The sequence below is a fragment of the Costertonia aggregata genome, from assembly GCF_013402795.1.
Classification (GTDB): Bacteria; Bacteroidota; Bacteroidia; order Flavobacteriales; family Flavobacteriaceae; genus Costertonia; species Costertonia aggregata.
Map to the genome: position 1 here is coordinate 1,362,321 of NZ_CP058595.1, position 21,946 is coordinate 1,384,266.

The following is a 21,946-nucleotide window of genomic DNA, read 5'->3' on the forward strand; positions in this document are numbered from 1 at the left end:
ATGGATGAAAGGGCCATGCTTTGAACTTGCTGTTCTTTCGTAAGTTCTGAGATAGGGTACCTGTACGCCACCCTGAACATATACCGAATATAAAATCTGCCAAATCGTGTTTTTTGTCTTTTATCTTAAAACAAACTCGAGTTGAGGGCATTGCCGCTGCAGCCACTAAAAAAAGATTTTTAGGAGCAAATTAGGGATAAAAGTAGTAGAATATGCTAGGCGCAAAGAACAGTGCCATTACTTAACGGTTTTACTAACATTACCAAGGATTTACCTATTTTGGGACTTCATCTCCTACAATTGAAAAACATGACCAGCTCTAGCTTAAATACAAAAAGCTTAACGTTTTCATTGTTATAAAATGTGCGCTCATCACTTCTTTCGCTTTAAAAAATTGAGCTCATCAGTTTTTATGACATACCCAAACCGGACCATAGAGGTAAATCGCTCATAATTTATCAAGTTCTCAGCATGACCGGCAAACCACTCCAACATAAAATATTGGTTACCCTTCTTCTTGAACGGTCGGTAGAACAAACGTGTTCGGAGCATTCCCCTAGTATCCCATTGCAGACCCTTCCTCAGTTTCAATTCAATACTAAACCTGTTCGGCACAAAATCATATGATAATCTCAGCTCTCCCAGACCTACATAATCCAAAAGTTCGGGATTACCACTCTGGTATCCAAAAGGTATCCAACCTTTGATGCTTAAAATCGTTTTAGGACCGATAGTTGTGTTGTATGTCGCACTGAGCCTGTTCCAACTTCTGGAGAAAATGCTGTCCCTTCCGTTTGATTCATGTTCAAAATGAAATGTTCCAATACCCTTTAGCCTATCATTTTTATCAAAAAATGCCCTACCGACACCAATAGTAGGGTTAAAATTGATTTCCTTGAACGGGTATGATTCTTTAAAAATATCCCAAAAGGCCTTTTGGCTATAGGTAAGATAAAGGTAAGTGTCCCACGGCAATTTACTTCGTGTAATCATTTGCTTGAAACTGATCTGGTATTTCGCATTAGCGGTAGAGCTGTTTATCGCCATGTTGGTGGGTACGCCCGTAATGAAATAATTGTCTTTGTGGATGGTGAAAGAAGGTATCTGTTGCATCGTATCCCTAACTTCGGAACGCGTAAGGTTCTGTCCTTGGATTTGATAGCACATAAGAAATAGCAGCCCTAAAATAAGTGCAGTTGATGTATTAATAAAGGGCTTGTATTTTAGCATTGTAATAGTTTTAAATGAATCCAGTAAGGGCGAAAATAAGGTGCTCTTTGGCATTTAATCTTGGTAGGCCCCAGAAGAATAGGTCAGTTCGTAACTGTGGGTGTAGATTTCGAAGACGATGCCGAACGGATCTTCGACATAGCACATTTTGTAGGGCTTGTCATTAGGATAGTATTCCCTGATAGGCATACGCTGTTTACCTCCCATAGAAACAATCTTCTCTATTAAAGCTTCAATATCGGGATCTTGGATACAAAAATGGAAAAGTCCCGTATTGAAGGGACTGAATTCAGGTGCCTCTTTTTCACCATGCGGGAAAGAAAACAACTCGATTCCTATTCCGTCGGAAGTAGCCATATGGGCAATCTCGAATTCCTCCCAATCGTCTCCAAAAACATCGATACACATTTGGCCTATGGCGGTATCCTTTTCTTTTTTGACCGCAGATGGTTGCATAATAATATACCAACCCATTACTTCCTCGTAAAATTTAACCGCCTTTTTTATATCCGGTACGGTAATTCCAATATGGGAAAATGATTTTGGATAGCTTGAATTTTTCATGTTATTTTATTTTTAATCATTACTAGTTTTACAGTACTGCTGTATGGAACAGATTGCTTTTTATCTCGTTTTCTTCCATGCTTTCCAGGATCCCGCCGACCATAATGCCCATGCAATAAGAATGGGTTGAAAGAAAAGCCGAATCAATCGTGCCCTATCGGAATCCAATGCGCCAAACGCATCTCTTCCTTCGAGATATTGTGAGATATTTCCAGGGTATACCAGAACAAAGAATAGTGCCAACGCCCATCCAACATTTACGCGTTGCTTTTTCCAAAACAATAAGGCCAGTCCTAGCATTATTTCAACAATACCGGATAAAACAACGACCAAATCTTTGCTCAAAGGCACCCAATCCGGTACCTGAGCTTGAAAATCCATTCGATTGAAGGTTAAGTGGCTAACACCCGCATAAATCATAAAGATGGCCAACAGGATTCTGAATATGTTTTGAACACGTGTTGTTTGTACTTCTTTTTCCATGGGTATCATTTTTCAGTTTGTTTTGGGCGTTTGTTCAAGTTATTTTGTTAGCAAGCCAACTCAATATCATTTTACAAACCTCTTTAATAGAAGCTTTTTTTAGATGTGATAAAATACCACAGATATGAAGTGGATGGCTTAAAAGGAATATCTAATGGCCAGTCCATTTACTTCCCTACCCATCGGGGTCAATCCTGCACTTGGGTATAGTTGAAGGCTTTTCTCTTTTTTCTTATGAAGCTCAGGAACCAAATATCCGGTTAAGGCTCCTAAAGTGTAACCGAGTACGATATCGGTTAAGTAGTGCTTCCCCGCTTTTAACCGCAAGTACCCTATAGCTGCCGGTACGGTTGCCGCACCGGCCCAAAAATAGGGGCGTAGTTTAGAATCGGGATGAAAATCACTATATACTTTTGCTGCGAAGAACATCGCCGTTGCAGATGCGGCTACATGACCCGAATAGAACGAACGCTTACTAGTTTTGCGTAGTCGTCTCTCCATAGGAGCTTCTTCACTAAAAACAAGAGGTCTTGGTCTATCTACCAGACCTGCGGTTAAGGTAAAAATGGCCGAAGTCGTAGCCAAACTTTCAATGTAAAGCCCTAAAACGGTCACAGTTTCGTTGTTTATGGTGTTGTCAAAAAGTAAGGCAAAAGGTACTGCGAACGAACCATAAAATGGGTAATCACTAGCTACGCTTGCAGATTTTGAATAGTTGCCCGCAGCCCAACGATCAAGCACAAATAGGTCGTCCTTATCAATTGCGTTTAATTGTTCTTCGGTATATGGCGTTTTTTCTTTTCCTATTAAAAGACCTCCAACAGAACCCCCGAATCCGGCACCTAGCCATATTCCGTCTTTTTTCCAGTCCCACGAATAGGGCGAATCGTTGTCTTGTGCAAAGCAAGATGTTGAGATTACCAATTGTGCTAGAATACTTAGTAAGCTAAGTTTATACATGATTTCGCTTTTATCCAAAATTCAGGAAATAGCACTTCATAGAATGCCGTGATGCAAGTAATAAATAGCTCTTTTGGTTTAAGGAAAGTTTGCTGTGAAACCGTTTTTTGGTTCACTACTATCAAAAAACATAAAAATAATTATGGGTATCGCTCTTCTATACCTTTTGAAAACAACCATTAGTACTATGTATCCTATCAATTATCCGCATTTGAAACGGTTTTTTTGACCTTGGTTGTTTGCTTTCTTAATTTCATGTTTAAAAACTCTACCAACAATGAAAAAGCGATGGCAAAATATAGATACCCTTTTGGGATAGCTCCGACAGTTTGTCCAAAAACCACGGTATGTGACAAATGGGCCGCTTCGGTAATCAACATAAAGCCGATCAATATCAAAAAAGATAATGCCAATAGTTGCATAGAGGGGTGTTTGCCAATAAATTTTCGAATGGGGTTGGCAAAAAGCATCATGATTAAAATCGATATTACCACCGCAATGATCATAAGAATAAGTGCGTCACCAGGTTGATTGCCTATACCGTTCGTCATACCTATCGCAGTCAATATCGAATCAATGGAGAAAATAAAATCGATGATGATTATTTGTACGATCGCTTTCTGTAGCGAAGTAATTTTTTTGGCTTTCAGATTTTCCTCCCCAACTCCGGGAGCATCAAGTTTTTCATGTATTTCCGAAGTGCTTTTGTACAATAAAAACAGTCCGCCAAAAAACAAGATAAGCGCTTGCCAACTCAATCCCATTTGAAACCACGAAGTTTCAATATTATAAAAAGGTTCTTTAAGACCTACCAAAAAAGATACCCCGAACAAAAGTAATATACGTTGCACCATGGCAAGGATCAAACCCAAGTTCGTCGCTTTTCGCTGCTGGTGAGCGGGCAGTTTATCTGCTGCTATTGAAATAAATACAATGTTATCAATACCCAACACGATTTCTAAGAACGTAAGGGTCAATAAGGCTACCCATGCGTCGGCACTTGAAAAAATTTCGAACATAATCAGTATTTTTAGATTTGAAAAATAGTGTTCCCATACGCAATGGTTTGACCGTAAAGGGTTTGGTTTTAATTCGGATGCGAAGGGAAATAAAATACCTTACAATCATATGGTTGTAGATCTAACAAAAAAATCCTTTTTAACCACGGTATTCAAGCAGGTGTATTATCGTATTTCATCCAGTAATAACGATTCGCTCGTTACTTCGGAAAAATTGACCGCACACTCGATCAACGCCAAGTGCGAATAGCCTTGTGGGAAGTTGCCCAAAAGCCTTTTGGTCTCAAAGTCGATATCCTCACTGAACAAACCCAAGTGGTTGCTATAGCCCAAAACCTGCTCAAAATGCGCCAATGCCTTTTCTTTTTCGCCAATTTTGAAAAGACTGTTGATGAACCAAAAGGTACAAATGGTAAAGGATGAGGAAGGTTTTCCAAAATCGTCTTTGTTCGTGTAACGGTACATTAGACCATCATTGCAAAGGTCTTTTTCAACAGCATGTACCGTACTAATGAATTTAGGGTCTTTGGCATCTATAAAACCATATGATTCCATCAACAGTACCGAGGCGTCCATATGTTCAGAACCATAGGATTGGGTAAAGGCTTGTTTGTTTTCGTTCCAGGCGTTTTTCATAATGTCCTCACGGATTTTTGCTTCCAAAGGTTTCCATTTTTCCAATTTGTGGTGCTTGTTCAACAGTTCGGCTACTTTGAGCGCACGATCGATAGCGGTCCAGCACAGCACCTTTGAAAAGGTAAAATGCTTATCTTCCGAACGAAACTCCCATATCCCCTTGTCGGCCTCTTGCCAGTGCTGTTCAACGATCCAAACAATTCCCTTGGTAATCCCCCACAACTCTTCACCGTTTTCCATGTTTACGGGAAACTGTACAATAAGGTTGTAGATAACATCCATTAGAATACCGTACATATCATTCTGTACTTGTTCATAGGCCGCATTGCCAATACGCACAGGCTGCGAACCCTCGTAACCTTTAAGATGACCCAACGTTTCTTCGGTCAATTTCTTTTCGCGATGAATACCGTACATGATCTGTAGTTTTTCGTCTTTATCGGGCATTAAGCCAATGATAAAGTTCAAATAGCGTCTTGCAATATTCTTATGGCCCAGTTCGGACACTACTTTTATGACCATAGAGGCGTCCCTTATCCAACAGAATCGATAATCCCAATTACGCACTTCCCCTATTACTTCGGGCAGCGATGTGGTAGCAGCGGCCAGTACGGCTCCCGTTTTATCATAACTCAATAATTTTAAGGTCAAAGCACTGCGTTTGATTTCCGCATCAAATTTTTTGTAGGTGGTCGTGCGTTGCGACCAATCCAACCAATAAATACGTGTACGCTCCAATTCAATAAAAGCCCTTTCGACCGTAGGCCGTAATATTTTTTCATTATACCCCAAAAGAAAAAAACCATCTTCTTTTAAAACAATCTCCTGTTGCTCTACAATCGCCGTTTTATCGAACGATGTGTAAAGAAATACGGTATCAAACTTTTCTTCACGCGTGAGACTGGCTATAAAATCTTTTTTTATATAGGTTTTGGTCTCCCCGCGCGCATACTCCAGCTTGGGATCGTACAAAACCCTAAATTGTGGATTCCCAGAAACGAGCCTAATATACCGTATGAGTTCGGGCGGTGCATGGTGACCCTCGCTTTCAATGGAATATCTGGGCATAAAATCATGTACCTCAAAACAGTTGTCACCCGAGGTGAACTTTGTAACCAAAATACATGTGTTCTCTTCATAATACTGTTGTGCGCAATACGAATCGTCCAGCAAAAACCCAAAACTGCCGCCTATGGTATCATCCAATAATTTAGCAAAGACGGAGGCTGCATCAAATTCGGGAAGGCAGCACCAATCTATGCTTCCGGTTTTTGATATCAATGCAGCACTTTTGCAATTTCCAATAATCCCATAATCAAGATTTTCCATAGTTGATTTTATGATTTATACCAGATTATACCACATGGTATACCTAGTATGTGAACTTACAGAATCTTATCAAAAAAATGCACCAGTATTCCCGAACCCATCAACATTTAGATGGTTTAGGTCAGAAAATGAGGGTTTTCCAATAATTATATAACGTAATATAGAAATTGTGTAACACCATAAGAGGGTCAATTTTTAAACTTTGCATCAGATGTAATCAAGTAATTTTCACATCTCAATAAAACAACCTATTATGATTAAGAACAAACATAAAAATAGAACAAATGCACGAGTAGGACGCTCATGGCCCAATGAAAGAGCATTAAAAAAAAGAAGGCAGCTACCCAATAACTTTATAATGGGCATGACCCATCAAAATCCAGAACTACATTCAAAATAAAATGCTCCGTACCATGTCCCAACAACTTACTTGCATATTAAAAAATCAAAATATGTCTAAATTCTTAACGATAACGGCCGTGCTGCTATTAGGAGCCTGGGCAATCGGATTTTTCCGCTATGACCTTGGCCTTACGATTCATATTCTTTTACTATTGGCAACACTAGCATTTATAATAAAAGTACTCACAGAAAAATAGAACACGAACCCTAAAAATACATCATGAAAACAATAGAATTAAAAACAAACAATTTAGAGCAGGCTTTCAACCACTTAAAAAACGATTTTGGGGGCACACTTGAAGAAATGCCCAAAGAGTATAGCCTAGAGATGAACAATGACTTGGTAAAGGGGGAGATTACCGGTGTATCCATAACCAAAAACATTTCCTTTATCGAATACGACGTTACCTTTAACGAGGATACTCTCATTATAAGGAATACCCCTGTGACCAACCCCATATATTTTCTATACTGTGCTGAAGGTCAAATGAGCCATAGTTTTGGCATAAATGGTAAGCAAAGGTCGCTAAACCAATTTCAGACCGGAATTTTTGCAAGTGATCCTAGCAGGGATACTTGTTTGTTTTTTAGAAAAGACCAAGCCGTAAAACTTTCAAGCATAACCGTAAACACACATGCTAGCCATACAGACGACGAAAATTTGAATCTTTTACAGGAGCAGCTACTAAAAACCTTTATGCCGAAAGAAGACAAAGAAATATTTGCATACACGGGTTCCTATAATTTGAAAATCGCCGAAAAAATGCAACAATTGGAAACCATAAAACAAGGTGGTATTGTTCGCCGTTTACTGATAAAAGGCATTGTTCATATGATGCTGGCACTCGAAATAGAGCAGCATAATATGGATATGAAAAATTCGGAAAAGAACTTTGGCTCCTTGACAAGAAGTGAGATGGACACTGTACATGAACTTTCGAACTTTATACAAAATTATCCCGAAGTAAAATATACTTTGGCCTATCTAAGCAAGAAAGCGGGAATGTCCCCGGCCAAGCTACAAGAAGGCTTTAAACTCTTGCACAACCGTACGGTATCTGATTATATTAGAAATGTGCGTGTTGAAACTGCCGAGAACCTCATCAAAACCACCGATCTGAATATTTCGGAAATCGTTTATACCGTTGGATTGACCAGCAGAAGCTATTTTTCCAAAATATTCAAACAAAAATATAACTGTAGCCCAAAATACTATCAGGACCATCAAAATTCGATAGCTGTAACAGCCTAATCATACAAAGTGTAAACCTAGCTAGTTGAACATCCGCCTTGTTTTAGGCGGATTTTTTTGTTTTGAATCCGCAACAGTCCTTTTCATGATATAATTTCATATCAGCAAACAACTCTTGTTATACCGTTAAATCATCTCTTTGGCTATCAGTATTTTAAGTTGATTTTTAATTTAAAAACAAAATGATATGAAAAAATTAGTTACAAAGCTGTTTGCGCTGCTTGCCTTCACATTGATGTTTAGCTGTGGCCCAACTGTTTCAACAACAAAAACAACGAACAAAAATCTTGGTGCTTATGAGACCTTTGCCTATTTGCCCAATACTAATTTTGAAGTGCCCGACAATATTGATGGACAAAGGGACAAGGTTGCAAAATCGATCATTACGGCAATGAATAACAACATGATGGAAGCCGGTTATAGTATAGACACCGAAAACCCTGATATGTTGGTACTGTTGACCACAAAATTCGACAAGAAAAAAATGCGTGAAGTAGACCCGGTATATGCCACTTACCCCTATGAGGTAACCTATCCCGTGAGTCCTTATTATGAAAACTATTACTACCGTGATTTTGGCACTTATGGGGAGTTTATAGGCTATGATGTAGACTATTCGGGTTACAAAGTAGGTACTCTGATAGTGGATATTATTGACAGAAAAACCAAACAAAAGCTTTGGACGGGAACTGCCGAAGAAGCTATTTACCAAAAGGATACCTCAGAAAAAATAGTAGCGTATGTGGATGCGATTTTTGATGAATATCCTAAGTTGTAATCGCAATCTGAACGATTACTGTATTATACTTATAAAGGTCCGTTACATTTAAAAATGTAACGGACCTTTATTAAAAGTAATGAGCTTGTTACTTATGCATCATTATTCAAAATGCGTATTTATTGGCACTAAATCATTAGCGGTGAAAAAACCGCAATAAAAAGTAGTACCGGTTTTTGAAAAGACTGAATAATATCTGAAATAGCCCACTGTACATCGGACACTATTGAAGTACAACTATTCTGTTAGCTCGAAGCACAAAAGAATTTAGGGATTTCATTATTTCAGTACTTTTTTCATTTTTTCGGTAACAGCTTCCCTTATGACATGCAGCATGTATTTAGCAGTCTGCTTCTTTACAAGGATCGTGTCCCCAATTTTTTAAGCTATAGCGCCAATCGGTATCTTTTATTTCCCCATCAGGTTTCTGGGCTTTATGACGATTTACATACCCCACTACTTTGTTCATATGGCTGTAATCATCATTGGTAAGCTCATCTTTGTTTTTCTTTTTGATTTCAATGATTCTTTTCCCACTTTTATGACCAATAGCCTCACCGTCGCCACTATCCTGACCTACGTTTTTTGATTTATCGGTCTTTAACCAATCTTCCAACTCGCTTGGTGCCATGTTCACGGCATCATAAAATTCCTGATAAATTTCTTCGTTAGATTTTGACATTTTATTGTTTTTAGTTTTTTTGAAATACCCATTGTAACAATTCGGTCTTGGAATTCGCAAGCGCTTTTTTTAGCGCGGCATTATCTTTAAATTCGGCAGACTCAACGAGCATTTGTTCAATACTCAATTCAAATTGATTTTCCTCAAAAGGCCATGGCTCGACATTTATTTTATTTTCGTCGTTTTTACTGATATAATAGGTTTCACCCAAAATAGATGTATTTATTTCCAAGGACCGTCCCATGGCGGGTAATTGGTTTTTACACAATATCAAGGAACACCTGTCACAAAACCGCAAAATCTGATATATTTCATTAACCTCTTTTTCTTGTAAACCGTAGAGCTTTTCTATTTCGTCCCTATTTGATTTCAAGCATTGCAAGAAGTCCTTCATGCCGGCATCGTTCATTTCACCATATAAAAAATCCAAATGCAAGGAAACCAACAATGCAGTATACTTCGATTTTATTCTAGCTTTCTTATAAATTCTCTTAGCACGTTCGAGCACTTTATCATCTGCAGTTTCTTCTTTGACAAAATCAATGGGCAGGCCTATCTCGTTCAAATATAGTTTTTCATCAAACCGCAGCTGATGGTCATCGTGTTCCAAAATTGCAGTAATGGTTTCCAACCAGTATTTTGGACGCAACTTTTTCTTAAGTCGATTTGCAATTTTACCGGCCAATAGTCCATGGGCCGCTTGATAAATCATTAGCCATCCCCTGCTTGATTGTTTAACTATCATTACACCGCAGTTTTGTCAAATGAATCAAAAAGCGGTAAGAATTGATTCCGACCGCTCTTGACCTATTTCTTTTTTATGTTTTTACAATAACTTATTACTTGAAGGTTTTTAACGAGGAACGTAACATCCACGCCATTTGCTCGTGCATTTGCATGATCGCTGTAATAAAGTCTGCTGTACCCTCGTCATTGTGGGCCTCGGCATTGTCACCGATATTTTTTCTTATGAATTTGATGATGCTTTCGTGGTCTTCCAACAATACTTTCATAAAACTGGCACTATCATTTTGCTCAGGTCCGTTTTCCTTTAGTTCAGATAGCTCCAAAAACTGCTGCATACTGCCTGGAGCATAAAATCCGAGCATACGTATACGCTCCGCTACCTCATCGATCGTGCTTTCCAATTTTCCGTACTCTTCCTCAAAAAACACGTGTTTGCTATGAAAATCGATTCCTTCGACATTCCAATGTGCATTGCGATATTTTGTATACAGTACATGTTCATCTGCCAATAATTGCTTCAGCATCTCTACCACTGCCTCCCTGTTGTCTTTTTTTATACCAATAGTTGCTTTCATTGTTTCCATTTTTTTCAATTTTATTCTTTATTCCCTCAAATATAACACGCTTCGACAGAGTGGATCAACGCAAAAAAAAGTTTGCTTACCACAAAAGAAATCTTGACGTAATCGATTAAAATCATCTTCCAAAAAAATAAAAAACTCGCTTGCAAAGGGCGTTTAAATTATCTTAATAATAAATCAAAAAAAATGCAAAAACCCAATAAAAGATTACAAGGTCAATCCTGCATCGTCACAGGCTCAAGCAATGGTATAGGGTCGGCGATAGCGAAGGCCATTGCCCAGGAAGGTGCCAATGTAACGGTCAACTACCACAGTGATAAAGAAGGTGCCGAAGAGACTGCCGATTGGATTTCGAAAAACTCAATTTGTGGCGACCCTTTGGTCATCAAATGTGACGTGAGCAATGAGGATGAAGTTGCTGAACTGTTCAATAAAACCATAGCCGAATTTGGCACGGTCGATATAAGTGTGGGCAATGCAGGAATGCAAAAAGATTACCCTTTGCACGAAATGTCATTGGCGGATTGGCAACAAGTGATAGATGTGAATCTTACAGGACAGTTTCTCGTGGCAAAAGCAGCGATAAAAGAATTTATGCGACGGGGCATGCGTGAAAAAGTATCCAATTCTCTAGGGAAAATAATTCATGTGAGCAGTGTTCACGAAATCATACCATGGGCCGGTCATGCCAATTATGCTAGCTCAAAGGGTGGACTTACTATGCTGATGCAGAGTATTTGCCAAGAATATGCCCCAAAAAAAATACGGTGCAACAGTATTGCGCCAGGCGCCATTAAAACAGATATCAATAAAGATGTTTGGAGTACCGAAGAAGGCAGAGAAAAAATGCTAAAGTTAATCCCTTACGGAAAAATAGGGGAACCTGATGAAATTGGAAGTGTGGCCAGTTGGTTGGCATCCGATGAATCGGAGTATGTGAACGGTACCACAATTTTTGTGGATGGGGGTATGACCTGTTATCCTGGGTTTACCCAAAATGGATAAATCATACACTAGGTAATTACAAAGAAAAACTCTTCTTAAAAGGGAGAATTAAAACGGGTTTATTATGGATTTGAAAATAAAAGGAAAAACAGCATTGATTACGGGCGCAGATTCGGGCCTTGGTATAGAAACCGCAAAATTCTTGGTTCGGGAAGGCGTTAACGTAGTTTTGTCCGATAAAAAGTATGGCAAAGATTTGCAACAGGCCATGAAACAGGTCGAAAAAAATTGTGAAAAAGGAGCTAAAACAATGGCCATAGCAGCAGACATATCCAAAAATGATGAGGTATTACATTTGGCCGATACTGTAGAAAAAGAATTTGCAGGGGCACATATTGTATTTCATTCCGCAGGAGCGAGAGGAGCTGCAGGCGATTTTTTGAACCTAACAGACGATGATTGGATGAAAACTATAGAAATTGATTTAATGGGAGCTGTTCGCATTGCTAGGGCATTCATCCCCCAAATGCAAAATCTTGGGTGGGGACGAATGATTTTGGTAGCGTCAGAAAATGCACTTCAACCCTATGAAGAAGAAAGCCCGTATAATGCATGTAAGGCTGGTATCGTTAATCTTTCAAAATGTTTATCACGCGCTTACTCTAAAGAAAACATTTTGTTCAACTGTATCTCTCCGGCCTATATTGAGACACCCATGACAGATGCTATGATGAAAGAGTTGGCAAACGAAAAAAATGTATCAGAGGAAGAAGCGGTACAATGGTTCGTTGAAAACAAGAGGCCACATATTGCAATGCAAAGACGTGGCAAACCAGAAGAGGTCGCATCTGTGGTTGCATTCCTATGTTCGGAACATGCAAGTTATATTAACGGGAGTAATGTTCGAATTGATGGGGGAGCGGTTGAATCTGCGTTTGGTTGATATAGGGTCATCCCACAATCTATCTATTTGAGTAAACTTTTAAACATTACAAAACATAATTATGAGCAAAGAACAAAACTTACTAAAATCATTTAATTTGGGTAATTTAGAATTGCCGAACAGGGTCGTTATGGCACCCATGACCCGTAGTCGGGCCAATAACGAGTTCAGTAGGCCCACGGCGGATCTTCACGGAGTGTATTACACACAAAGAGCATCTGCCGGATTGATCATTACCGAAGGTTCACAAATTTCCAAACAAGCCGTGGGCTATATCAACACTGCAGGCATACATTCCAAAGAACAAGTTGAAGGATGGAAGATAGTTACCGAAAAAGTACATAGCGCTGGTGGGCGTATTTTTATTCAATTGTGGCATGTGGGACGCATTTCCCATCCCGATTTTCATGAGGGCGACCTCCCTTTGGCACCTTCGGCACTTAATCCTGACGCTGAAGTGTTCACTCCAGAAGGTAAAAAGAAAACCGTAACGCCAAAAGCCATGTCAAAAGACGAGATAAGGGGTACCATCCAAGATTTTGTCAAAGCTGCAGAAAATGCAATCGAGGCTGGTTTTGATGGCATTGAAATCCATTCTTCCAATGGATATTTACTGCATCAATTTTTCAGTAGTACCTCCAACATCCGTACCGATGAATACGGTGGCAGCCATGAGAATAAAGCGCGTATCCTATTTGAGATAATTGATGAAATTAAAAAAGTAATGCCCGAAAATAGAATTGGTGTACGTTTGAACCCCTCGTTGAACGGTATATTTGGTATGACCTTGGACGAGGATAGCTTACCGACCTTTGATTATATCATAAAGCGTTTAAACCAGTATGATTTAGCCTATCTACATCTTTCAGAGCCTTTCAATGATGTATCCGATATTGAATATGCTGAAACCGAAATAGCCAAAAGGTATCGCCCTATGTACAATGGTACCTTAATGATAAATGCCGGATTTGATCAAGAAAAGGGTAATGCCGTTATTGAGCGCGGGGATGCCGATTTGGTTTCTTTTGGTAAATTGTATGTTTCCAATCCTGATTTGGTAGAACGCTTTGCACAAAATATACCTGTGAGTCACTGGGACGAGGATACGTTTTATACGACCGGCAAGGAAGGTTATACTGATTATGAGGCAAAAGCACGGGATTATGTAGTAAACGAATAAGTTACGTTAAGATGATAAGAAAGCGTAAAAAAAATGTTTAAAGTTACGCTTATACTATTCGTTCGAGTGGGGTCAATTATATGAATTCATGTACTTGACCCCATTTTTTGGCAAACGCCAATTTTATAAAACTAATTCTTTTTTTGTTTTTCATTTGCTTTCTCTGCATCCTCAAAATTCACATCGTTGTCGACAACACCTTTAAAAGCTTTTACCCAACCGTTTTTGAATATGTTCCAAATGGTGGGCCACACTTTGGTTTTGACTTGGTTCAAATCTCCTTCAATGGGAACCTTGGTGGCAAGTGTGTTGTTCCCTTTGTTTTTTAAGATAAATTTGAAAAAACCAACAAAACCTTCCCACAGGGTATTCAAAAAATTATCCTGCTCCGCATTGAGCAATTTTGAATCTTTTAATAATGGTTTTACGTAACCCGTCAAAAAACCATCTGCAATGGCTATCTCACTAAAAATATTAAAGTTGCCCTCGGCGAAATCAATACCCGCATAGTGATTGGTAAAATCGTTAAGAGCTTTTGCCGAGGCATTTTTCAACGAGAAGGAAACGTCCATATCGGGAATTTGCTTTACCAAATCCATCTTTCCGTCAAGTTTAAAGTTTCCCTGTCCTATTGATATAGCGGTTGCATGAATTTCCGAAGGGAGCTCACGTTCGGTACGCACTACATTTCTTAGATTGGTCGCGTTCAACTGGATTTGATTTAAGTTTAAATCAATGTTGGGTTCAGCGGTAAGTTGTACAAACGCCGCTTTACCGTCAATGATTTTTAGATTATTGATATCTATGGGCACTAGATCGGTCAAGGCTTTTGTCCAGTCATCAAAATCTGGGTCGGCAGCCTCATTTTCTTGCTGATCTTCGAACACATATATAAATTGTGGACGGGTCATTACGATTTCACTAACTATCTTACCGTTGGCCAATGCTCCCCATTCAATAGAAATATCGGTTTTTTCCAAATTAAGGAACGGTACTTTGGAATTGGCATCTACTTTGTTCAAGTATAGGCCATCAATAACATATGCGCCACGAAGCAATGAAATATCTATATCCGAAACTTGCCCATAGTACCCTGGAATATCTGCCAAAACACCGTTCACATATTTTTTTACCATAAACGGTAAAAGCAGTCGCAACACTATTAAAACCGCAATAATCGTAATTGGAACGATATATCTTTTTTTTCGAAACTTTTTTCTTTGCTGTCCCATACTTTTAATCTTCTTTTTTCCCGTTTCCCAGAACCGTATTTTTTAACCCGTCTTTCGTATTCAACCATAGGTAGTTGAAAAAAGATTTCGTAGGCACCCTTTCTACCTCTATTTTACCGTATCTGTATCCATCGGAATCGGTCTTGGAACCGTCGTTGGTAAATAGATTCACAATGGCGGTCAGGGTTTTATTGATTCCCAACCGATCTTTGTCCAAAACCGTAAATTTGAAATTTTGATACTTCATTTTCATATCGCCGGTAGATTTATGGCCGTTACCGCTTATTGTAAAGTACATTTCCTTGATAAGGCCTTGGGCCCTTACGTTCGCATTTGATTCGAGAAAAGGGTTGATCAAGGAACCTTCTAGATTTTTTAAGGTTGAAGATGCTAAAAAAGTATCATTTTGATTCTTTACTTGAAAACTAAAATCGAGTGTTATCGGGGCCTTCCCCATAAGTGCTGCTCTCGCATTTACTTCTGTTCTTTGTGTATTGGTATTGGAGAGGTTATTAATTGTAGCATCCAAACTTTTAAACGAGATGGAAACGGGTTCTACGGCTTTATCCGTTTTTTCGGCATAAGAGACTTGTCCATCTTCCAAAACAACGGTTTTAATGTCCAGTTTTATGGGAAGCTGGTTCAACATGGTGTCGTACAAGGGTTTTTTAACGGTATTGTCAGTAACCAATTTATCCCTGTAAAGTGCTAGCCGGGGATTTAGAAACGTAACGTTATCCGCTGAAAATTTGAGGCTGTCATTCACCAAGGTCATGCCCATATTTTTCCCACTACTGTTCGGGATGGTAAGCTGTATGTGGTCACGTTCGTACTGTATTTTTTTTGAAAGTTGTGATTTACCGTATTTTGACATGATGGAAATCGATGTTGTTCGTAAATCCCCGTTCCTTAAAAAAAGTGAATCTATACTCAATACCTCGAAAGGACTTATCGCCACATGCAGTTTGCCTAACGATAAATCAACAGTTTTATAAGTGAAGGGTATCTTTTGTTGCAAGGTTGAAGAATCGGCCATGAACGACCGCAACTCCAAAGCAATATCTGACATAGCGAGTTTAATGTCGCTGGAGTTTTGGTCGTAAATTTCCAAATCTCCCCGTTCAATGCACACCCTATTCGCTTTAAAGGTGTTTTCGCTAAGCAATTTCCGGTAATCCAGACCTTGTATGGTAAATTTATCAAGATCAAGTGTACCTTTGGTTTTGAAATTATCGTTCTTTAAAAATCCAACATTTACCTCATGCAAAACTACGTTACCTGAAAAAAGATTTAGGTCAATAGCACTATACGCAAGTTCAACACTATTGGGTAACCGTTCCAAAACAAGTTGTGACAACTTATGTTTTGCGTATACATGAACGGCCCAAATACTTAACCCCAAAACAACAACAACCCCGAACATGATTCGGGGCAGTTTACTTTTTATGTTATGCGCCTTATTTATATTTTTAGGGGGTATCCTCATCGGTAAATTGTTTATCCAAGGGCTTTTTTTCCAAACCTGCGCTATCTGGTTCTATGTATTTTTTGAATTCGGCCGCACTTTGTACCTGTATATATTTTTTACCATTGATTATAACGGGGTATTTGAGCAAGTGCGGTTCATTTTCCAAAATTTTCAGCCAGTCATGTTCTTCCATTTTCGGTGCTTCCTTTCCGTATGTATCAATAAAATCAGGGTGGTCCGTATCGATTAAATCAGAAATAGATTGTCCTAGACCATTTGCCAGTTCGGCCCATTGCGTACCGGTAACATTTGTTTTTGAAATATCTACTGCATGTAATTTTTTCTTTGATGCATTGGCGTAGGCATGTGCCTGCTCTCCTATTGTAGTACCCGAATGATAATAAATCGTAAGTTTTCTTTTATCTTTTGAAATCACGCCCATAATTTTTAGTTATCCCCAAATATATTGTTAACTTATTCGTGTGCTTAGCGTAATCCAATTCTTTTCTATCCCAAACGGACGGCTTTCAATACCACATAAAGGCGATTGCCTATATTGACGAAACAAACAAGCTGAAAATGAATACTTTTTTATGGGTACTGTACGGTGGGGTGACCCTTTGGAGCATCATCAGTATTATATTGCACGGTAGCCGGCCCACAAAATCGTTAAGTTGGTTATTGGCCGTGCTCTTACTGCCCTTTGCAGGGCCATTATTGTATTATTTGTTTGGTGTAAACCGTAGAAAATTCAAATTTTTCAGGCTGCGCCAAACTGAAAAGCGCAAACTCTTTGATGAAAAATATAAAGACCTTCATGAGCTGGACAACAAAGTGGATTTTGATTCCAAAAAAAAGGAAAAACTATCGAAACTTATCGAAAACAGTACGTTATTGGCCCCTTATGGTGGCAATAAGACGACAGTCTTAAATGGTGGAGAGGAAACTTTTGAAAGTATTTTTGAGGCACTGGAAAAGGCTGAACATTTTATCCACTTGCAATATTACATTTTCTCAGAAGGGGAACTCACGCAAAAGTTTTTTGAGATTTTCGAAAAAAAAATAGCGCAGGGCGTAGAAGTGCGCCTTATCTATGATTCTTTTGGGAGCTTTTCCTTTAGAGGGAAGACCATTAAGCGTTTTCGAAATATAGGTGTCAAGGCCTTCCCCATGATGCCCATACGTTTTGGGAATCTACTTTTTACGCTCAACTATAGGAACCATAGAAAAATTATCGTTATTGACGGCAAAGTTGGGTTTACAGGTGGGGTGAACGTATCTGACAAATACATAAAACCTATCTCAGACCTCGGCATTTGGGAAGATTTGCATCTAAAATTGGAAGGCCCCGTGGTAAATAGCTTACACCGCATCTTCATCAAAGATTATCATTTTGCCGGCGATGAGGAGCTGTTGTTGAGCGAAAAATACGTTCCAAAAACTGAACCTCAGGGAAACCATATAACCCAAATCGTTGCTGCTGGACCAGATTCCAAACAACCTGCCATCATGCAACAGTACATAGGAATGATAAATGCCGCAGAAAAATGCATTAGTATTGCGAACCCTTATTTTATACCTGGTAGGGCGGTTCTGCAAGCTCTTATGGTCGCCGCCTTGAGCGGTATTAAAGTCAACCTTTTGGTGCCAGAGGAGTCAGATTCCAAAATGGCAAAATTCAGCATGTTCTCTAGATTTGAACAACTTTTAGCGGTCGGGGTAAAAATATACCTTAGGCCCGATTTTTCGCATAGTAAAATGATTCAGATAGACAATGAAATAGCATCCGTTGGTTCGGGTAATTTTGACTATCGCAGCTTTGAGCATAACTTTGAGACCAATGCTTTGCTTTATGACACGGATTTAACACAACAAATTCAAAATGAATTCGATAGTATTTGTGGGGAATGCAAATCCCTTGATTATGAAACTTTTAAAAACAGACCTGTTGGGCAAAAATTGCTCGAAGGCTTGGCCAAGTTTTTTAGTCCATTATTGTAATCACCGTTGTGCATTTTAAAGAAAAGGTATCAATATGTAGGTTCGAGTGATTTTCAGGAATGAAAAATCGTACTTTGGTTCAGCTCAGCTGAACTATCGAAAACAGTTTTTTGGTCAAAATTCTTATTCTAGATACAAATTCTTGTTCATTTCAATCATAGGATTCACTCGAATTGACAGAATTTCATCAAAATACATAATGAGCTATAATCAAAAAAACAACGCATAACAGTGAAATTTTTAATATCCATAGTTTTCTTTATGAACGTACCATCTATTAACGCACAGCATAAAATACCCGAAATCATCAAAAAAGAGGCTTTAGCCGCTTTATCGCATTATCCCGAGCTTGAGAACACAAGAATAGAGTTCCGTTTCAAAAAAAACATCCGTAAATCCACTATGTTGGCGCAGCCCGTTTTTTGGAGCCTGTTCAAACCCCGAAAAAAAAGGAAATATCTGGTATTGTTGAGCAAAAAGTTCAAGATTTCAAATGAAGAATTTGAGACAACCGACGTTGACAGCGATATATTGATAGGATGGTTGGGCCATGAACTGGGCCATATCGCCGATTACAGCCATCGAAGCAGCTTAAACCTTATCTGGTTCGGTATTAAGTATACCTTCTCGGACAGTTACATCAAAGAAGCGGAGCGTGCGGCAGACTCATATGCCGTTGCCGCAGGTATGGACGACTACCTATTAAAAACAAAACGTTTTATCCTTGACCACGCAGAAATTGACGAAGCCTATAAAGATCGCATCAAAAAATATTATTTGTCCCCTGATGAAATAATGGCTTTAGTTGAAGAACGCGAAGCGGAAACTTTGGACTTTTAGCCTTGATTGTCAGCAAACTCTTTCCATTCGGCGAAACGTTCCTCACCCATTACGCGTTCCATCTTTACCTGACCGCCTTTCTTTTTATTGGCTGCGTTCCAGTCATAAAAAACCGATGGTAGTATGGTATTGACTTTTACGCCTTCCAAAGCTTTTGATCGGGCTACCTTGTAATTTTTATTCGCATGCTTTAAAAAATCGTCCAATGCAATCGCTAATTGTGTTTCATCAATTTTGGAAGAAGTGCCCAAGTACCAGCTATGGTAAAAATCATCTTCAATACGATTGGCGCAAAGGGTATACTCTGGAATTTGTATGTCATATTTCTGTTCAAGATGCTTTACGGCATCATTGAGTTTGTTTACAGACAGTTGGGAACCCACTGTATTCAAGAAAAATTTGGTGCGTCCGGTAATCTTGATCTCGGCACGATCAATATCGGTAAATTCAATGGTATCGCCAATGAGGTAACGCCAAGCCCCGGCGACCGTACTAATGACCAAAACATAATCTTGATGCAGTTCTACCTCGGCAATGGTCAAGGAGGGCGCATCTTGTACAAGCGACCCGTCCGATTGAATATATTCGGGCTTAAAAGGGATGAATTCAAAGTAAATTCCGTTGTTGGTGACCAGTTTCATGGCACCTGTTTCGGGGCGTTGTTGAAATGCCATAAAACCTTCAGAGGCCAAATACGTATCTATGACCGTGATCGGTTTGCCCAAAAGTGCGTTGAAACTTTTTTCATAAGGTCCAAAAGCCACACCGCCAGAAGTATATACCTGTAAATTTGGCCAAATTTCATGGATGTTTTTTGCATTATGATGCTCAATGACTTTTTGCAACATCAATTCCATCCAAGAGGGGATGCCGCTTAAAGCACCAATATCCCATTCTTTGGCTTTTTCGGCAATATGTTGAACACGTTTGTCCCAATCATCTATTTTGGCGATCTCATTGCCTGGTTTGTAGTAATTCTGAAACCAAAAAGGAATATTGCTTGCGCTGATACCGCTAATTTCCCCTTCTAAAGCATCGTTATGTTCCTCCAAATCGGTAGAACTTCCGAGCATCATGATCTCTTTTTCAAAAAAATCCGAAGGAAGGTCAAAATTACGAAGCGCAAGAACCTGCTGAATGCCTGCTTTGCGAATGGATTTTATCATGGCATTGGTCACAGGTATGCGTTTGCTGGTTTTTCCCGTTGTGCCGGAGCTCAATGCAAAATAATCAGGTTTTCCCGGCCAAGTAATGTTTTCTTCCCCTTTATGGACAAGGTGCCACCATTTTTTTCTGATTTGATCGTAATCAAAAAAAGGAACTTTTGCGCGGAAGTCTTTTTCCGTTTTTTCGGCTAATAAAATTTTGTCGAACTGATACTGCTTACCAAATTGGGTGTTCTGAGCAGATTCAAGCAGGTCTTTTAACACCTGTTTTTGTTGTTTTACGGCATTTAAATCGGGGGAGACCATATCCGAAGCATGTATGATTCCTTTTATGATATTTCCTAGAATGGCCATTTACTCTAAAATTTTATATTTAAAGGGTATTTATAATTGATTTAATAGTCGTCTGATTACCTACACCAATTAAACCAAGTAGCACTACGAACAAAACGGTTACAAAATCAAGACCGATAGAACATATACGTACTATCGGTCTTAACACTAACCAACATCATGAGAACCATGATTTTTCAACTATGCATTCACTACTTGTTCGTCATGTTTACCTTCTCGGGTTTCTTCTATAACCTTATTGATGAAAGCAGGTAAATCATCCGGATTTCTACTGGTTACCAAACCTTGATCTACTACAACTTCTTCATCTACCCAATGTGCACCTGCATTCATTACATCATCTTTAATACTGTGATATGAAGTCACTTTCCTGTTTTCAATAACATTGGCACTTATCAATAACCACGGTGCATGGCAGATAGCTGCTACCGGTTTGCTACTGCTAAAAAATGCACGGATAAAGTCAAGTGCCTTATCATGGGTTCGCAACAAATCGGGGTTTGCCACCCCGCCCGGCAAAACCAAGGAATTGTAATCTGCTTCATTTGCATTTTCTACCAATTTATCTACTTGAACGGTTTCTCCCCAGTTATTTCCGTCCCAGCTTTTTATCTCACCTTCTTTGACCGAGATAATGTGTACTTCGGCACCTTCATCTCTCAATGCATTTAAAGGCTCAAACAATTCTGATTTTTCAAATCCGTCTGTGGCTAAAATCGCTACTTTTTTATCTTTTAATTTCATCTTCAACATATTTTAATGATTAATTTCTTTTACTATTGGCTTTGAACCAACAATTTAAAATTACGTTGAAATAGTTCAAACCATGTGCTGTATCGATAGCAATGTAAACGGATATGATTGTCGATTTCATATCACGATATCTCCCTGATGGGAATGGGTGTTAGCGTCAAAAATTAAAGGGTTTGCGATACCTAACGTCAAAGAAATTATATAGTTTAAATATGAAATTAATAACAATTAAAAATATAACTATGGGAGCAATTGATGATAAAAGAAAATTCAAGCGAAAAGTAGAACAGAGCAACCCTACCAATCCTACGGGAAATACAAATGTGGATACGAACAAATTTGATATTGATGAAAAAACCATCAAAGAGCAACAAAAGAAGAAATAGGTTACACTAAATCGA

General features: G+C 38.9%; 24 protein-coding genes. 10 read left to right on the plus strand and 14 right to left on the minus strand.

The features are described 5' to 3' along the window. Nucleotides 1-372: 372 nt before the first annotated feature. The 6 genes from HYG79_RS06300 to HYG79_RS06325 all read right to left on the minus strand — a co-directional run bounded on the left by HYG79_RS06300 (nt 373) and on the right by HYG79_RS06325 (nt 6,221). On the minus strand, nt 373-1,230 hold the full coding sequence (locus tag HYG79_RS06300) for a phospholipase A (RefSeq protein WP_179241267.1): 858 nt from the start codon (nt 1,228-1,230) through the stop codon (nt 373-375). 54 nt (nt 1,231-1,284) lie between these two features. Beyond that, nucleotides 1,285-1,794 (minus strand): lactoylglutathione lyase family protein, encoded by a 510-nt coding sequence (locus HYG79_RS06305; protein ID WP_179241268.1) that lies wholly within the window; start codon nt 1,792-1,794, stop codon nt 1,285-1,287. Nucleotides 1,795-1,854: 60 nt separating this feature from the next. After that, nucleotides 1,855-2,277: a DoxX family protein gene (locus HYG79_RS06310; protein ID WP_179241269.1), complete on the minus strand. Its 423-nt coding sequence runs from the start codon at nt 2,275-2,277 to the stop codon at nt 1,855-1,857. A gap of 138 nt (nt 2,278-2,415) precedes the next feature. Then, nucleotides 2,416-3,237 carry a phosphatase PAP2 family protein gene (locus HYG79_RS06315; RefSeq protein ID WP_179241270.1) on the minus strand — a complete coding sequence of 274 codons (822 nt, stop codon included), beginning with the start codon at nt 3,235-3,237 and terminating at the stop codon, nt 2,416-2,418. 197 nt (nt 3,238-3,434) lie between these two features. Next, nucleotides 3,435-4,256: a TerC family protein gene (locus tag HYG79_RS06320; protein WP_179241271.1), complete on the minus strand. Its 822-nt coding sequence runs from the start codon at nt 4,254-4,256 to the stop codon at nt 3,435-3,437. A 165-nt stretch (nt 4,257-4,421) separates the two neighbouring features. Then, nucleotides 4,422-6,221: a glycoside hydrolase family 15 protein gene (locus tag HYG79_RS06325; protein WP_179241272.1), complete on the minus strand. Its 1,800-nt coding sequence runs from the start codon at nt 6,219-6,221 to the stop codon at nt 4,422-4,424. A gap of 253 nt (nt 6,222-6,474) precedes the next feature. On the opposite strand from HYG79_RS06325, the gene HYG79_RS06330 reads away from it, so the two are divergent. The 4 genes from HYG79_RS06330 to HYG79_RS06345 all read left to right on the plus strand — a co-directional run bounded on the left by HYG79_RS06330 (nt 6,475) and on the right by HYG79_RS06345 (nt 8,653). Further along, the gene (locus HYG79_RS06330; protein WP_179241273.1) at nt 6,475-6,621 is read left to right on the plus strand and encodes a hypothetical protein; all 147 of its coding nucleotides are present in this window, start codon (nt 6,475-6,477) and stop codon (nt 6,619-6,621) included. Between the two features lie 52 nt (nt 6,622-6,673). Then, nucleotides 6,674-6,820 (plus strand): lmo0937 family membrane protein, encoded by a 147-nt coding sequence (locus HYG79_RS06335; RefSeq protein WP_179241274.1) that lies wholly within the window; start codon nt 6,674-6,676, stop codon nt 6,818-6,820. A 23-nt stretch (nt 6,821-6,843) separates the two neighbouring features. Beyond that, a complete protein-coding gene (locus tag HYG79_RS06340) occupies nt 6,844-7,875 on the plus strand; it encodes a helix-turn-helix domain-containing protein (protein ID WP_179241275.1) in 1,032 nt (343 codons plus the stop codon). Between the two features lie 187 nt (nt 7,876-8,062). Then, nucleotides 8,063-8,653: a DUF4136 domain-containing protein gene (locus HYG79_RS06345; RefSeq protein WP_179241276.1), complete on the plus strand. Its 591-nt coding sequence runs from the start codon at nt 8,063-8,065 to the stop codon at nt 8,651-8,653. 340 nt (nt 8,654-8,993) lie between these two features. Here HYG79_RS06345 and HYG79_RS06350 read toward each other — a convergent pair whose 3' ends face one another. The 3 genes from HYG79_RS06350 to HYG79_RS06360 form a co-directional block, all read right to left on the minus strand. After that, nucleotides 8,994-9,335: a DUF3140 domain-containing protein gene (locus tag HYG79_RS06350; RefSeq protein ID WP_179241277.1), complete on the minus strand. Its 342-nt coding sequence runs from the start codon at nt 9,333-9,335 to the stop codon at nt 8,994-8,996. Between the two features lie 10 nt (nt 9,336-9,345). Further along, complete coding sequence (locus HYG79_RS06355; RefSeq protein ID WP_179241278.1) at nt 9,346-10,080, minus strand: DUF3891 family protein; 735 nt, start codon at nt 10,078-10,080, stop codon at nt 9,346-9,348. A 94-nt stretch (nt 10,081-10,174) separates the two neighbouring features. Continuing rightward, entirely contained in the window at nt 10,175-10,657 is a 483-nt protein-coding gene (locus tag HYG79_RS06360) for a Dps family protein (RefSeq protein WP_179243491.1), read from the minus strand. Between the two features lie 192 nt (nt 10,658-10,849). On the opposite strand from HYG79_RS06360, the gene HYG79_RS06365 reads away from it, so the two are divergent. The 3 genes from HYG79_RS06365 (at nt 10,850) to HYG79_RS06375 (ending at nt 13,731) form a co-directional block, all read left to right on the plus strand. Next, nucleotides 10,850-11,668, plus strand: a complete 819-nt coding sequence (locus HYG79_RS06365) for an SDR family oxidoreductase (protein ID WP_179241279.1) — start codon at nt 10,850-10,852, stop codon at nt 11,666-11,668. Between the two features lie 64 nt (nt 11,669-11,732). After that, complete coding sequence (locus tag HYG79_RS06370) at nt 11,733-12,551, plus strand: SDR family NAD(P)-dependent oxidoreductase (RefSeq protein ID WP_179241280.1); 819 nt, start codon at nt 11,733-11,735, stop codon at nt 12,549-12,551. Between the two features lie 61 nt (nt 12,552-12,612). Further along, nucleotides 12,613-13,731: an alkene reductase gene (locus tag HYG79_RS06375; RefSeq protein ID WP_179241281.1), complete on the plus strand. Its 1,119-nt coding sequence runs from the start codon at nt 12,613-12,615 to the stop codon at nt 13,729-13,731. Between the two features lie 131 nt (nt 13,732-13,862). On the opposite strand, the gene HYG79_RS06380 is transcribed toward HYG79_RS06375, so the two are convergent. The 3 genes from HYG79_RS06380 to HYG79_RS06390 are packed head-to-tail and all read right to left on the minus strand — an operon-like array spanning nt 13,863 to nt 16,873. Beyond that, nucleotides 13,863-14,963, minus strand: a complete 1,101-nt coding sequence (locus HYG79_RS06380; RefSeq protein ID WP_179241282.1) for a DUF748 domain-containing protein — start codon at nt 14,961-14,963, stop codon at nt 13,863-13,865. A gap of 4 nt (nt 14,964-14,967) precedes the next feature. Next, on the minus strand, nt 14,968-16,449 hold the full coding sequence (locus tag HYG79_RS06385; RefSeq protein ID WP_179241283.1) for a DUF748 domain-containing protein: 1,482 nt from the start codon (nt 16,447-16,449) through the stop codon (nt 14,968-14,970). Next, on the minus strand, nt 16,433-16,873 hold the full coding sequence (locus HYG79_RS06390; RefSeq protein ID WP_179241284.1) for an arsenate reductase family protein: 441 nt from the start codon (nt 16,871-16,873) through the stop codon (nt 16,433-16,435). Before HYG79_RS06390 ends, HYG79_RS06385 begins: the two co-directional genes overlap by 17 nt. 137 nt (nt 16,874-17,010) lie before the next feature. Between HYG79_RS06390 and cls the strand changes: the two genes are divergently transcribed. Continuing rightward, nucleotides 17,011-18,432: a cardiolipin synthase gene (gene cls / locus HYG79_RS06395; RefSeq protein ID WP_179241285.1), complete on the plus strand. Its 1,422-nt coding sequence runs from the start codon at nt 17,011-17,013 to the stop codon at nt 18,430-18,432. 231 nt (nt 18,433-18,663) lie between these two features. Beyond that, nucleotides 18,664-19,272, plus strand: coding sequence for a hypothetical protein (locus tag HYG79_RS06400; RefSeq protein ID WP_179241286.1), 609 nt, complete (start codon nt 18,664-18,666; stop codon nt 19,270-19,272). Here HYG79_RS06400 and HYG79_RS06405 read toward each other — a convergent pair. Both HYG79_RS06405 and HYG79_RS06410 read right to left on the minus strand, forming a co-directional pair. Then, complete coding sequence (locus HYG79_RS06405; protein ID WP_179241287.1) at nt 19,269-20,792, minus strand: GH3 family domain-containing protein; 1,524 nt, start codon at nt 20,790-20,792, stop codon at nt 19,269-19,271. The two genes, HYG79_RS06400 and HYG79_RS06405, sit on opposite strands and share 4 nt — an antisense overlap. Nucleotides 20,793-20,972: 180 nt before the next feature. Next, the gene (locus HYG79_RS06410; RefSeq protein ID WP_179241288.1) at nt 20,973-21,536 is read right to left on the minus strand and encodes a type 1 glutamine amidotransferase domain-containing protein; all 564 of its coding nucleotides are present in this window, start codon (nt 21,534-21,536) and stop codon (nt 20,973-20,975) included. Between the two features lie 251 nt (nt 21,537-21,787). On the opposite strand from HYG79_RS06410, the gene HYG79_RS06415 reads away from it, so the two are divergent. Further along, nucleotides 21,788-21,931, plus strand: coding sequence for a hypothetical protein (locus HYG79_RS06415; RefSeq protein ID WP_179241289.1), 144 nt, complete (start codon nt 21,788-21,790; stop codon nt 21,929-21,931). Nucleotides 21,932-21,946 lie beyond the last annotated feature (15 nt).

What these genes read in the sequence shown, in the direction of transcription:
- HYG79_RS06385 (WP_179241283.1), bottom strand. Translation starts at nt 16,449, where the DNA reads ATGAGGATACCCCCTAAAAATATAAATAAGGCGCATAACATAAAAAGT.
- HYG79_RS06320 (WP_179241271.1), bottom strand. Translation starts at nt 4,256, where the DNA reads ATGTTCGAAATTTTTTCAAGTGCCGACGCATGGGTAGCCTTATTGACC.
- HYG79_RS06325 (WP_179241272.1), bottom strand. Translation starts at nt 6,221, where the DNA reads ATGGAAAATCTTGATTATGGGATTATTGGAAATTGCAAAAGTGCTGCA.
- HYG79_RS06360 (WP_179243491.1), bottom strand. Translation starts at nt 10,657, where the DNA reads ATGAAAGCAACTATTGGTATAAAAAAAGACAACAGGGAGGCAGTGGTA.
- HYG79_RS06390 (WP_179241284.1), bottom strand. Translation starts at nt 16,873, where the DNA reads ATGGGCGTGATTTCAAAAGATAAAAGAAAACTTACGATTTATTATCAT.
- HYG79_RS06335 (WP_179241274.1), top strand. Translation starts at nt 6,674, where the DNA reads ATGTCTAAATTCTTAACGATAACGGCCGTGCTGCTATTAGGAGCCTGG.
- HYG79_RS06355 (WP_179241278.1), bottom strand. Translation starts at nt 10,080, where the DNA reads ATGATAGTTAAACAATCAAGCAGGGGATGGCTAATGATTTATCAAGCG.
- HYG79_RS06305 (WP_179241268.1), bottom strand. Translation starts at nt 1,794, where the DNA reads ATGAAAAATTCAAGCTATCCAAAATCATTTTCCCATATTGGAATTACC.
- HYG79_RS06405 (WP_179241287.1), bottom strand. Translation starts at nt 20,792, where the DNA reads ATGGCCATTCTAGGAAATATCATAAAAGGAATCATACATGCTTCGGAT.
- HYG79_RS06365 (WP_179241279.1), top strand. Translation starts at nt 10,850, where the DNA reads ATGCAAAAACCCAATAAAAGATTACAAGGTCAATCCTGCATCGTCACA.
- HYG79_RS06370 (WP_179241280.1), top strand. Translation starts at nt 11,733, where the DNA reads ATGGATTTGAAAATAAAAGGAAAAACAGCATTGATTACGGGCGCAGAT.
- HYG79_RS06310 (WP_179241269.1), bottom strand. Translation starts at nt 2,277, where the DNA reads ATGGAAAAAGAAGTACAAACAACACGTGTTCAAAACATATTCAGAATC.
- HYG79_RS06315 (WP_179241270.1), bottom strand. Translation starts at nt 3,237, where the DNA reads ATGTATAAACTTAGCTTACTAAGTATTCTAGCACAATTGGTAATCTCA.
- HYG79_RS06350 (WP_179241277.1), bottom strand. Translation starts at nt 9,335, where the DNA reads ATGTCAAAATCTAACGAAGAAATTTATCAGGAATTTTATGATGCCGTG.
- HYG79_RS06415 (WP_179241289.1), top strand. Translation starts at nt 21,788, where the DNA reads ATGGGAGCAATTGATGATAAAAGAAAATTCAAGCGAAAAGTAGAACAG.
- HYG79_RS06345 (WP_179241276.1), top strand. Translation starts at nt 8,063, where the DNA reads ATGAAAAAATTAGTTACAAAGCTGTTTGCGCTGCTTGCCTTCACATTG.
- HYG79_RS06340 (WP_179241275.1), top strand. Translation starts at nt 6,844, where the DNA reads ATGAAAACAATAGAATTAAAAACAAACAATTTAGAGCAGGCTTTCAAC.
- cls (WP_179241285.1), top strand. Translation starts at nt 17,011, where the DNA reads ATGAATACTTTTTTATGGGTACTGTACGGTGGGGTGACCCTTTGGAGC.
- HYG79_RS06380 (WP_179241282.1), bottom strand. Translation starts at nt 14,963, where the DNA reads ATGGGACAGCAAAGAAAAAAGTTTCGAAAAAAAAGATATATCGTTCCA.
- HYG79_RS06410 (WP_179241288.1), bottom strand. Translation starts at nt 21,536, where the DNA reads ATGAAATTAAAAGATAAAAAAGTAGCGATTTTAGCCACAGACGGATTT.
- HYG79_RS06375 (WP_179241281.1), top strand. Translation starts at nt 12,613, where the DNA reads ATGAGCAAAGAACAAAACTTACTAAAATCATTTAATTTGGGTAATTTA.
- HYG79_RS06300 (WP_179241267.1), bottom strand. Translation starts at nt 1,230, where the DNA reads ATGCTAAAATACAAGCCCTTTATTAATACATCAACTGCACTTATTTTA.
- HYG79_RS06330 (WP_179241273.1), top strand. Translation starts at nt 6,475, where the DNA reads ATGATTAAGAACAAACATAAAAATAGAACAAATGCACGAGTAGGACGC.